The organism is Bacteroides sp. AM54-2NS, assembly GCF_003602935.1.
Classification (GTDB): domain Bacteria; phylum Bacteroidota; class Bacteroidia; order Bacteroidales; family Bacteroidaceae; genus Bacteroides; species Bacteroides xylanisolvens.
The window spans coordinates 176,219-189,213 of record NZ_QTMZ01000007.1 but is presented as its reverse complement, the minus strand read 5'-3'; the positions used below and the strand labels follow the sequence as shown (position 1 = coordinate 189,213).

The following is a 12,995-nucleotide window of genomic DNA, read 5'->3' as shown; positions in this document are numbered from 1 at the left end:
CATGTAAATTATGAAAACAGGTAAAGTTATATACATCCTATTATTAGGTTCATTGGTTGTTACAAGTTGTATAGATGACTTTTTGAATCTTAAGCCTCTGGATTCTGAAACAGAAGCTATATTTTTTCAAAATTTGGAACAATTTCAGGCTGCTGCTGATAATCTTCATACTAATATTTACGCATGGCAGTCCAATGGAAAGAAAGGTAGTGCAAATAACACTTATGCCATTCGTTTTGATTATGGGACAGATTTGATTACAGTTTCTCACGATGCAGTGAATGGGACAAATGCGGCCGGCACTTCTGATGATTATTATTCTCAATCGTATGAATGGCTACGTGGCTGTAACCAATTAATAGAGAAGGCTGCCTCTTATTCTAACCCTAACGAAATAGCAGGTCCGGTTGGTCAAGCTCATTTCTTTCGTGCATGGCATCATTTCTTTTTGTTACAACGTTTTGGTGGAATACCATTGATGATGAGTACTCCCGATGTCTCTTCAGATGTGGTATGGGGTAAGAGGGCATCTCGATACGAAGTTGTAAAAGCTATTTTGGATGATTTGGACACAGCCATTTTTAACTTGAAAAACACGACAGTGTCTTCGACTTCAAACGATGGTCATGTTACAATTGAAGCTGCAAAAGCTTTTAAGGCACGTGTTTGTTTATATGAAGGTACTTGGGAGAAATATAATGGTATAGGTACGGCTGATCCTACTAATGGGGACGGTGTGAAGAATGGTGCTGGAACGGTAATTCCCGACGGATACCCTTCTGTGACTGATTTTTTAACCATGGCCAAAACACTTTCCGATGAGATTATCAGTAGTGGGACATTTGAATTGTTTTTAGGGGTAGAGAATGTTCCCAATTCGGCTAATCCGGATTTGTATGCACATAAGAGTTATTTTTATCTATTTAACTTGGAAGGTAGTGATTCTAATCCTTCCGGACTGAGTAAAGCTAGTAATAAAGAAGCTATTTTTCGTGCTGTCTATGATCATACGAATAGGAAGAGTAATATGAATCTGACGCATTCAGAACCAGCTAAGATGACACGGAAATTAATTGATATGTATTTGTGTGCTGATGGTTTGCCTGTTCATGTGTCTCCTTTGTTTAAAGGATATATTGATATGAATACGGAATTTGAAAACCGTGATTATCGGCTGACAGCTTGTCATCCTAAGACATTGGATTATGTTTGGGGGTGGGGGAAATATGGTACTGGTGCAGATTATATGACAGATATAACTTCTTTGTCTGCCAATCAGTATCAATATTGTCCTAATTTGACGACTAATACAGCTTCAGGAACTCGTGGACGGAAATTCTGCTCGGAATTGTCTACCATAACCGATGCTGGTCAGGAAGCAATGGATTGTATGTTAATACGTCTGGCTGAAATATATTTAATTTATGCTGAAGCTACTTGCGAGTTGGGGAATGGTACTATTTCTGATGAGGATTTGGACAAGTCTTTAAATTTAGTTCGTGCCCGTGGTGGAGTGGCTCCTTTGAATGCTGCTTTGATAGCTAAAGCAAGAACATTGGGATGTGATATGTCTTATTTAGGAGAGATCCGTCGTGAACGTGCTTTGGAGTTGTATGCTGAAGGCTTACGTATTGCGGATGTATGTCGTTGGGGAATTGCGGAACAAGTCTTTGGGACAGAAAAATGTGGGTCTATATAAGCTATGAAGCTACTAATACGTATTTGGTTACAATGAAAAATCCTGTAACAAATGAAGATGTTTTTAAATCAAGTGTTTGGACTGCTGATAATATAGAACAAGAAACTATTACTTATGAAGATCCTGCATATACTCCAACCAAGCCAGGGTGTGTGATTGTAGAAAAGAAGGTCAATAGAAAATTTTCAAAGAAGAACTATTTGCAACCTATTCCTACAGATGAGATAAAGTTGAATCCGCAGTTATTGCAGAATCCGCAGTGGTAATGAATGTAATTAATAAAAGATGAATATGAAAAAGCTATTTAATTCTATAATGATTTGTGTTCTGTTATTTTCGAGCACTTTCATAGGGACTGCATGTTCAGACGATGATAAAAATGGAACGAATAAATATCCAGTTCCTGTAATCTCCGAGTTTTCTCCAAGCGAAGGTCTTCCAACTAGTGTGGTGACGATAAAGGGAGCTAATTTTGGAACAGAACGTACAGAGCGTGTGGGACGTGTGTATTTCGGAGGTGTCGAGGCTACTGACTATGAAAGCTGGTCGGATAATGAGATTAAAGTACGAGTACCGCAGAAGGGAATTACCGGTAACATTACTCTGTGGGTATGGAAGAATCATACAGAAACAACCGATGAATTTATTTGTGTTCCTGGTGCCGAGATTACTTCGATCAATCCGAGTCCCACTTTTCCTGGTTCGCAGATTACAATAAATGGAAAGAATTTCCAATATTTCATTGATAAAGGAGTTACTGCTCAGGATGTTATTGTTGAATTCTGCGCCGAAGAGGGAATTACCAAGCCACTGCTGATGCTTTAACAGCGACTTCAGTTACCGTAACAGTACCTACGGATGCAAAAGGTGGTGTTATTACTATTGATTTTGATGGTTATCAAAAGGTTAGTGGTCCCGAATTGCCATTAGTTGGAGATTTGAATTTACCGCTCATCAACTATTTAGAAACAAGCGGGACAATAACTATTGAAGAAGGTGGAATTGGAAGTACTAAGGATGGTGCTTATGTCATATATCAGTTTGATGCACCTGCAACCGGATTGTTCGACGTATATCTGATGACAGGAACGACGAAAGATGGAAGTTCGCTGAACGTTAATATCGGTGATAACCTGAATACTTTGAAAACAGCTGCATTGAACGAGACTTTGACCCATGCAATGAAGAATACCGGCTCATGGGCAACCAATTGGAAAGACCAATGGGGAGCATTCTATCTTGAAGAAGGCAAAACCTATTATCTGAAAATCACATTCCTGCAAGTGGGAACAACTTGGGTTGGAAACGTCGGTGAAATTGGATTGACTTTATCTACTGATCAAAATCAAACACCAGTAAATGGGGTTAAACCAGGTGCGGATTATGTAATTTATAAACATGATTTCAATTCGGGTACATCCTATCTTCCTTTTACAGACGCATGGGCTTGGGAACCCAATTATATTAAGATTGTAGATAAATATTTGGAATTTTATTACAACTATAAAGCTCTTTTGGAGGATGACCGTCGTATGCGTCGAGGGGCCGAAGTGACTTGTAATTTCAAAACGACAACCGAAGGATGGTATGGTTTTAAGGTTTATTTGCCCGAAGGCAAGTTCCCTATGAACGAGAGTGGCATCATCATTGCGCAAATTTTCGGTCAAGGGTGTAAAAACAGTTGGGCGGGGCATCTTTCCATTGATCAGGGAATTTTGAAACTTTCGCATCGTCATGCTCTGATTGATCCGGTAGTAGGAATCGTTGGCAAACTCGAAACTAATAAATGGTACTCGGTGGTGGTTTATTTCAAGGCCGGTCGGAACAACAAAGGCCATCTGAAAGCATGGATAGGCGATGATATGGTCGAGGGTTCACCTGCATACGATTCCGGTAATTGCAATTTTGGTTTTGCGCATTGGATTGATGATGATACTTTGGACGATACTGGAAATAATTCTGAGTGTGTTGGTTATAACGGAACTTATGATGCTTTGGGTTGCAAATTCGGATTGTATGTGACTAATAAGGTAGATATGACTATCCGTTTTGATGACCTCAAAGCCCTTGAGGGTAATCCTGCCGGAGCATTTGATATTGTGAAGCCGGGTAAGTGATAAGCATGAAGGATAACTGTTTAAGTATTAGATCTCATATATTTTAAAGATGGGAGAGCGCATCCGGAGTCACAGACGAAATGATGCGCTCTTTGTTTTTTACGTTATCAACAATAATATATAATAATGGTAAAGTGTGATTTTAATCGAAAAAGAAATACCATGGTTCATATAAGGAATAAATATTTTTATCTTTTTTCCATCTTCCTGTTGTTGGATGTGTGGATAGCATTTGCACAGTCGACCATTAGCGAAAAAGACTTTCGCACGAATATGCATCCTCGCGTATTTGTTACGATGGACGACAAACAAGCTATTCTGGCGAAAATAGAATCGGTGAACTGGGCAAGAGACATTTATGAGGCGCTGAAAGCCGATGTGGATCCAATCATTGCTATGCACCAGGATAATCCTGGATACGTGGTTTCTCGTATGCAGATGCATTGGGAACCAGGAAAACGCTATACGCATTTCTATACCGAAGGAAATTATGTCACCCGCAGAAGGTAATGCCAAATATCCTACAGTTAGAGTGACCTACGGACGTGCCGCCAGCAACTCCGTGCCTTTGGCTCCACTGGACAAAATTATTCCTTACGGGGATGGTTCGCTGACCAAACCTGCCAGTATGAATCTTGGCATTGTGAAGCTGACTGAATCATCGAACAATGAATTATCGGATTTAGGTAACGAAACTCCGTATGATACCGTCCCGTTCACCAAGACCGGACTTGGAACGGAAACCGTGAACCGGGCTTTCATTCAGTTGGCTTGGAAATCGTCTATCTTATATTACTTGACGGAAAATAGGAAATATGCCAAATTGGCTGCCGACATCTTGTGGAATTTTGTTCGTGGGGCAGCACAACAAGAACAACTTAATCCGGGTTGGGAACAAAATCATAAAGAGGGAAGTCTCAATGGCTACCTTTCTTTCGAGACTTTAGGTGATACCCGCCATTTCGCTACTCTTCCATTGGCATACGACATGATTTACGATTATTTGCGGCAAGAGTATTTTGATTCGGAACAATTTGTCAAAGGCATTGATGGTGAGATGTGGGCACCTCCTCATCCCGAAGGAAAAGAATGGGCTTTAAGCTGTTTCGAGAAGATGTTCAAGCGTTTGATAGAAAACAAACTGAACCGTGGAGGAGGGCTGAAAGGCAACTGGAACATGAATGAACAGCAATCTGCCATGCTTTATGCCTTGGCGCTTGACGAGGATTTCACTTATCAGGATGGCAAGGGGCGTGCTTATTATGTAAACAAATTGGTTTACGGTCCTACCACGGAACATCATGGGGCTTATCTCGATGTGCTGCGTGCCAACATCAGTCCTACTACCGGATTGTGGCCTGAAGCTCCGGGCGGATACGGACAAGGCTCTATTGGGCAATTGGTGCGTTTCGGCTTCATTTATTATAAAAATGGTCTTGATTTTTTATCCAAAGATCCTTTGTTGAGTAAAGCCTCGAGTTCAATGACACAAATGTTGTTTCCCAATGGTTATGTTACTAACTTTGGTGATGCTACATATGCTACCATGAATACCGAACAACTGGAACTTATGATGGCATACTGGCACGATAAGAAAGATAGTTTGCAAGAAAGAAAATGTGCAGAATGGATGAAATATGCCCCACAACGGAACTTGCACAATGAATTTTATTATGCGTTGTTTTTCTATTTGCCCGAAATCCCTCGTACTGATAGTGCTCCTCAATTGGCGCGTACATCCTATTCGGAAACATACTCTTTAGTATTCGGTCGCAATGATGCACCCGACCCGAAGGATGCTTTGGCTTTTACTTTGATGGGATTTGGCAAGGATACCGGGCACAGGCAACCTAATGGCATGAACATGGAGTTGTATGGGCGTGGACATATTTTGGCACCAGATCAAGGTGTAGGTCAGGATTATTGGGGAGCGGACACACATGAATATAAAATTAACGTAGCTGGACACAATACCGTGAGTCCGAATGGAAAAGGTGCGGACAATAACATGCCGCAGAATCTGGAAATTGTACATGCCGAACCCGTCGTCGTTGATGGAAAAGCTCCTGACTACGAAGTATCTCCCTATCACCAGTATGTAGACGCAGTCAATCATTTCTATACTCCGGAAATCAAGGCGGAACAACGCCGTATGCTTTCTATTATCCGTACTTCACCACAGACGGGCTATTATGTAGACATATTTCGGTCCGAAGTGACAGATGGAGAAGACCGTTACCATGACTATATTTATCATAATATGGGTACCGGCTCCGAATTCTTCCTTTTGTCGGGGCAACCGATGCCGATGTCTGCCTCTCCCTTGGATTCGTTGTCCGGTAAAGGATATTCTTATTTCACTACATTGGGTAGTTATGAGAATCCTGACAACTTTTATGTAGACTATCATTTGGGTATAGATGATACTCATATGAGGATGTTTGTGCCGACAGGTAAAGGAAGGACCGTTTATCAACTGAACTCTTTGTTCAATCATCGTTATTATGAACCGTCTTTACGTACGCTTCCTGTACCGGCATTACTGATAAGGCAAAAAAGTGAAGCTTGGGACCATCCTTTTATAGCAGTGTATGAACCATACGGCAACGGAGCAAAAAGCCAAATTCGTTCGGTCTATACAAGTAAGACTCCAAAACAAAAAGGTGTAGCCAAGTTGTCGGTCGAATATTTCAAGAAAGACAAAATGGACCATATCATTCATTCGGTGAATGAAAAAACAGAAGCGAAGTATATGGGCATCCGGTTTATGGGCACCTATTGTGTTGTAACCATGGAGAAAGGACGACTTGTTTCATTGTACATAGGAAACGGATACTCGTTCAGCATGGACGGTTTGGAAGTTTCTCTTGATGAGGGAAAGCCTTTTGATGTTTGGCTGGAATGGAGAGACGGAGAGTGGATTTGTCATTCAAGGGAAGCTGTAAAAATAAAAATGTTGAAATAATTACTTTTTTATATCATGAAGACTATCTTTTGAATATAGTCAGACTAATGAGGGGTGATTGTAGAGCTTCCTGAAACGGAGCTGAACCTAATATTATTGACTCTTAAAATTTCGACAATAAAATAATAGATATTGTAGTGTGTATGAAAAAATATATAGTTGGTTTATTGGGATTTCTTCCTATGTTTATGTCAGCTCAAAATATTACGGATCTAGCAGTGATGAATGACCAAACGGCAGACTCTTTCATTGGAAACGGTACACAAATATCGTCCATAGATGATTCTGTGTTTATTCATCCGGATAGAATCCGTTATGACCGGCAATGTATACAGATTGAAGGGAAGGATATCTTCCTGTTTAGTGCTGCGTTCCATTATTTTCGTGTACCTCAACCTTTGTGGCCGGATCGTTTTAGAAAGTTGAAAGAAGGTGGTTTTAATTGTGTGGAGACATACATCCCCTGGAACTGGCATGAACGGAAAATGCCTCGTTCACCGCAGGATGAATCATGTTTGGACATGAGGGAACTGGATGACTTCCTGAAAATGGCGGAAGATTTTGGGCTTTATGTGATTGTCCGTCCCGGACCTTATATTTGTGCAGAATGGAGTGGAGGTGGTTTTCCGCAATGGATTATGCAAAAGAAGCCTGCAAAGACTACTTTTGATACTTGGTTACAAAGTAATGATCCTGAATTTATGCGTTGGAATGAGCATTGGTACAGAGTTGTATGCCGTGTAGTGGCACCGCACCAATTAACGCGGAAGAGTAAAGGGCATACAGGTGTCATCTTTTTCCAGGTGGAGAATGAATTTAATCGAATTAAATGGTTTCCGAAAGAGGCCAAGAAAGACTATTTGATTCAACTTACGCAAATTGTTCGTAAATATGAAATAGATGTGCCGGTTATAACTTGCTGGACGGATGAAGCCCGTAATGTGGAAGAGGGTGTACTTAACGGCGTGGTAGATATGGTAAATAGTTACCCGCGTTGGGAAATAGAGAAGAATTTCGGCCGTTTGATTAATCAACAGTTACGTACCCAACCCGGTAAACCGTTAATTTCGGGAGAATTGCAAGGTGGATGGATGAGTGAAGTGGGAGGAAAACTAAGTTGGGAACAGGATGGTTTAATGCCGGTACAAACGCAGAATATTACCTTATATGCATTGCAGCGTGGTTTTTGTGGGATTAATTATTACATGACTGTAGGTGGTACTAACTTTGATGATTGGGGAGCCAGACAAATGACCACTACCTATGATTATGCAGCTGCCATTGCTGAAAACGGTTCGACTAATGAACGTTATCGTTGTTTTCAGGGATTAGCGCATTTGTTGAAGGAACATGGTACTAAAATAGCCCGTGCTGATGTGCTTCCTATAGAGTATATTTCTACAGATCCGGATGTGAAGTTGGTATTACGTAAGGCTTCCAATGGTGACCGGTATTATTTTGTGAGAACAGAGGAGCATACCCGTCATCATTTTGGTACCATACAGACTTCTGATTTGACTTTTGATTTTTCATTGGAACCATTTGGCGCTATGATATATTATTTGCCTTCAGGTGGCAGTCAGGGAGATTGGTTACCGAACTGCCCGATACGGAATCTCGTCCGGCAGTTGAAGCGGATACTATCAGATTGACGCCTGATATGCAGATGGCTGATCCGCTCCCTACTCGCTGGACGAAGTTGGAGAAAGGAGAGTGCATTGATCACGATGGCATTTACGGACGTCATTTTGTGTATTATCGTACGTATGCTCCGCAGGGAAAACTGCTTGAAGTGGGACGTATTGGTCATAAATTGATTAACGGCACGGATGCAGACGAGGTGTTGGTGTCCGTTCAAGGAAAGATACTGCCTATGTTGAAGGAAGATGCATATAGTGTTTTTTATCAACTGCCGGGAGATTCGGCTATAAACAGGAAGCTCGAAATAGTCATGCTTTTTGAAAGCAAAGGGTTACATCATCATACAAAAAAGATAGTAGAAGACTATTGGGGCATAGGACTGAATTATGTGAGATGCGGAGACAAGGAACTTTCTTTGGAATATGCATACACAGAGAATGAACGCGGACTTAACTTGTCTAAAGGCGGAGGATTACAAGAAAAGATACTGCCAGAAACGGCTGAATTAGATGAATCGCTTCTGTCATGGTATTCATATTCGTTCACTTTGCCCGAGCAGCCTCGTGGAGTATGGTTCCCTTACCATCTTCGTCTGGAACATTCGGGGAATGGATTTATTTACATAAACGGCCACTGCATCGGTCGTTGTTGGCAGAAAGGTCCCCAGCATGAATATTATATTCCCGAATGTTGGTTGAATATTGGTGGTGAAAATCATTTGGTAGTTAGTTTATGTCCAACAAGAGATGGAGCCGAAATACGAGGGGCGGAAATCATACCTGTCACTTGGGTGGCGGAAAGACGAGAAAAATTAGTGGTTGACTAATAAGAATATTTTTATGATAAGATTAGATAGGATTTTTATGGCATTGGTGTGTATGGTATGTTCATTGAATGTATCCTCTGATGATTTGAAATTGTGGTATAGCCGCCCTGCTACGGTTTGGACTGAAGCCTTGCCTTTAGGAAATTCTCGGTTGGGAGTGATGGTTTATGGCGGTGCGGGTAGTGAGGAACTTCAGTTGAATGAGGAAACGGTATGGGGAGGAGGTCCTCACCGTAATGATAATCCAAAAGCTTTGGCTGCATTACCTCAAATCAGACAGCTTGTGTTTGAGGGGCGTTATCGGGAAGCACAAGAAATGGTGGCACAAAATTTTGAAACTCCGCGTAACGGTATGCCTTATCAAACAATAGGTAGTTTGATGCTTGATTTTCCCGGGCATGAGAAGGCTACGGATTATTATCGTGACTTGGACATAGAAAGGGCGATAGCAACTACGCGTTATAAAGTCGGAGAGGTGACTTATAATCGAGAGGTTTTCACTTCCTTTGTGGATAATGTGATTATAGTTCGATTGACAGCAAATAAACAGGGAACTTTATCATTTACGGCTTCTTATAAATCTCCTTTGCAGCATGAAGTCCGTAAGTCGGGAAAAAGACTTGTGTTAATAGGGAAAGGAACAGAACATGAAGGTGTGCCTGGTGCCATTCGTGTAGAGACACAGACTGAAGTAAAGAATGAGGGAGGTCATGTAGTAGTGACTGGAGAGAATATTCAGGTGAATGGAGCTGATGCTGTAACTCTTTATATTTCCGCTGCAACTAATTTTGTGAATTATAAAGATGTCAGCGGAGATGCACACAGAAAGTCAAAGGCTTATTTAGATATTGCTTGTAAGAAAAAATATGAGCAAGCACGTGAAGAACATATAGCTTATTATCAGAACCAATTCAACCGTGTGAAGTTGGATTTGGGGACTTCGGAAGAAGCAAAAAGAGAGACACATCTACGAGTGAAACATTTTAATGAAGGAAAAGATGTATCGTTGGCTACTTTAATGTTTCAATATGGTCGTTATCTACTCATCTCTTCTTCCCAACCGGGTGGACAACCAGCAAATCTGCAAGGAATATGGAATGATAAATTATTGGCTCCTTGGGACGGAAAATATACGGTTAATATCAATCTGGAGATGAACTACTGGCCGGCTGAGGTGACTAATCTGAGTGAGACACATTTGCCATTGATGCAAATGTTGAAAGAATTGTCGGAAACGGGGAGAGAAACAGCTCGTACAATGTATGGCTGTGATGGCTGGGTACTGCATCATAATACGGATATATGGCGTTGCACAGGACTTGTAGATAAAGCATTTTGGGGAATGTGGCCGAATGGAGGTGCATGGTTATGCCAGCATTTATGGCAACATTATCTTTTTACCGGTAATAAAGCTTTTTTAAAGGAGGCATATCCCATAATGAAAGGAGCTTCAGATTTCTTTCTTCATTTTTTAGTGGAACATCCCAAATATGGATGGATGGTGACTTGTCCGTCCAACTCACCGGAACATGGACCGGAGGGGGATGAAAAGAAGAATGCACCTTCTACTGTGGCCGGCTGTACAATGGACAATCAGATCGTTTTTGATCTTTTCTCCAATACTTTGCGGGCTTGTAAGATATTGGCGGAAGATGCTGCTTATGCCGAACATTTGCAAAAAATGATTGATCGTTTGCCGCCCATGCAGATTGGTAGATATAACCAATTACAGGAATGGCTGGAAGATGTGGACGACCCTACGAGCGAGCACAGGCATGTGTCTCATCTTTTTGGATTGTATCCGGGTAATCAGATATCTCCTTATACCGATCCTCTGTTATTTCAAGCAGCAAAGAATTCTTTAATTTATCGTGGAGATCAGGCTACGGGATGGTCTATCGGTTGGAAAATAAACTTGTGGGCGAGATTACTGGATGGAAATCGTGCTTTTAAGATTATTAATAACATGTTGGTATTGGTAGAACCGGCAAATCCAAGTGGACGTACATATCCGAATCTATTTGATGCGCATCCCCCTTTCCAGATTGATGGGAATTTCGGTTATACGGCAGGAGTTGCCGAGATGCTTCTGCAAAGTCATGACAATGCCATACATTTGCTTCCAGCGTTGCCGGACGCTTGGCGAAAAGGCCGCATTGAAGGATTAGTTGCCCGGGGAGGTTTTGTAACAGATATGGAATGGGATGGTGCACAGTTATCCAAGGTGATTATACATGCTCGTTTGGGTGGGAATCTTCGACTACGCTCCTATGTACCTTTAAAGGGCAAAGGTTTGCGTGAAGCTGTAGGTGAAAATAAAAACCCGTTTTTTCAGGTGGAACGAATAAAAGAACCGCTTATCTCTAAAAAGATTTGTCCGCAGTACCCTTTGTTATATAGAGTGTATGAGTATGATGTAATGACTGAACCCGGGAAAAGTTATTGTTTTGAGAGAATATAACCCCCAAAGATATTCTCAATAAAATATATTTCATTTATTCGGGGATTTGTAGTAAGTTTGCTATAAATCCCCGAATAAATGACGCAGAGAAAGATTATACATATCGACATGGATGCCTTCTATGCCTCTGTAGAACAGCGTGATAATCCAGAACTTCGTGGCAAGCCTTTAGCGGTAGGTCATGCAGAAGAGAGGGGAGTTGTGGCTGCTGCCAGCTATGAAGCCCGGCGTTACGGTGTCCGTTCCGCTATGGCTTCGCAAAAGGCGAAGCGACTTTGTCCCCAACTCATTTTTGTACCTGGCAGGATGGATGTTTATAAATCCGTTTCCCGTCAGATACATGAGATTTTCCACGAATATACGGATATCATCGAACCTCTGTCTCTGGATGAAGCTTTTCTGGATGTCACAGAAAATAAAAAAGATATTTCCCTGGCTGTGGATATAGCAAAGGAAATAAAGCAGAAGATTCGGGAGCAGCTCAACCTTGTTGCGTCTGCCGGAGTTTCTTATAATAAGTTTCTGGCTAAAATAGCTTCGGACTATCGTAAACCGGATGGCTTATGCACCATTCATCCGGAACAAGCCCTTGATTTTATCGCCCGTCTTCCTATCGAATCTTTTTGGGGAGTGGGTCCGGTGACTGCAAAGAAGATGCATCTACTTGGCATCCACAATGGACTTCAACTACGAAAATGTTCTCTTGAAATGCTGACAGCACATTTCGGAAAAGCCGGCGCACTATATTATGAGTGCTCACGAGGAATTGACGAACGCCCTGTCGAAGCAATTCGTATCCGTAAATCCATTGGCTGCGAACGTACATTGGAACGTGATATTTCAGCCCGTTCATCGGTCATTATCGAACTATACCATGTGGCAGTAGAACTGATTGAACGTCTTCAGCGAAAAGACTTCAAAGGCAACACGCTTACCCTGAAAATCAAGTTTCATGATTTTAGCCAGATAACCCGAAGCCTTACTCAATCACAGGAACTCACCACCTTAGACCGGGTACTCCCACTTGCAAAAGAATTGCTTAAAAGTGTCGAATTTGAGCAACATCCAATCCGGCTCATCGGTCTTTCCGTCTCCAATCCAAAAGAGGAAGCCGATGAACAACACGGTGTCTGGGAACAGTTGAGTTTTGAATTTAGCGATTGGGATTGAAGGCGAAGAGGAAGAAATAGAGGGATGAAGAGGAAAGAATAGGGGATGAAAAAGAAGAGAATCAAAGAATGAAAAAAGAAAGAGGATAGAATATTCAAACAGATACTTTGTCTGAA

General features: G+C 41.5%; 10 protein-coding genes. All 10 read left to right on the top strand.

The genetic code is table 11. From position 1 onward, the window contains the following. Positions 1-10: 10 nt before the first annotated feature. Positions 11-1,699, top strand: a complete 1,689-nt coding sequence (locus DXA05_RS07080) for a RagB/SusD family nutrient uptake outer membrane protein (protein WP_128858970.1) — start codon at positions 11-13, stop codon at positions 1,697-1,699. 32 nt (positions 1,700-1,731) lie between these two features. Beyond that, positions 1,732-1,965, top strand: a complete 234-nt coding sequence (locus DXA05_RS07075; protein ID WP_165861480.1) for a RagB/SusD family nutrient uptake outer membrane protein — start codon at positions 1,732-1,734, stop codon at positions 1,963-1,965. Positions 1,966-1,990: 25 nt separating this feature from the next. Further along, positions 1,991-2,524 (top strand): IPT/TIG domain-containing protein, encoded by a 534-nt coding sequence (locus DXA05_RS07070; RefSeq protein ID WP_165861479.1) that lies wholly within the window; start codon positions 1,991-1,993, stop codon positions 2,522-2,524. 113 nt (positions 2,525-2,637) lie between these two features. After that, positions 2,638-3,816 carry a heparin lyase I family protein gene (locus DXA05_RS07065; RefSeq protein ID WP_128858967.1) on the top strand — a complete coding sequence of 393 codons (1,179 nt, stop codon included), beginning with the start codon at positions 2,638-2,640 and terminating at the stop codon, positions 3,814-3,816. Positions 3,817-3,978: 162 nt separating this feature from the next. Further along, a complete protein-coding gene (locus DXA05_RS27220) occupies positions 3,979-4,326 on the top strand; it encodes a hypothetical protein (protein WP_284515458.1) in 348 nt (115 codons plus the stop codon). After that, a complete protein-coding gene (locus DXA05_RS07060; protein ID WP_284515457.1) occupies positions 4,307-6,781 on the top strand; it encodes a hypothetical protein in 2,475 nt (824 codons plus the stop codon). Before DXA05_RS27220 ends, DXA05_RS07060 begins: the two co-directional genes overlap by 20 nt. 143 nt (positions 6,782-6,924) lie before the next feature. Next, positions 6,925-8,433 carry a beta-galactosidase gene (locus DXA05_RS27215; protein WP_284515456.1) on the top strand — a complete coding sequence of 503 codons (1,509 nt, stop codon included), beginning with the start codon at positions 6,925-6,927 and terminating at the stop codon, positions 8,431-8,433. Further along, a complete protein-coding gene (locus DXA05_RS27210; protein ID WP_284515455.1) occupies positions 8,370-9,248 on the top strand; it encodes a hypothetical protein in 879 nt (292 codons plus the stop codon). The genes DXA05_RS27215 and DXA05_RS27210 overlap by 64 nt, the downstream gene beginning before the upstream one ends. A 13-nt stretch (positions 9,249-9,261) precedes the next feature. After that, positions 9,262-11,709: a glycoside hydrolase family 95 protein gene (locus DXA05_RS07050; protein ID WP_128858966.1), complete on the top strand. Its 2,448-nt coding sequence runs from the start codon at positions 9,262-9,264 to the stop codon at positions 11,707-11,709. Positions 11,710-11,787: 78 nt separating this feature from the next. Next, a complete protein-coding gene (gene dinB, locus DXA05_RS07045) occupies positions 11,788-12,879 on the top strand; it encodes a DNA polymerase IV (protein WP_004301910.1) in 1,092 nt (363 codons plus the stop codon). Positions 12,880-12,995: the final 116 nt, after the last annotated feature.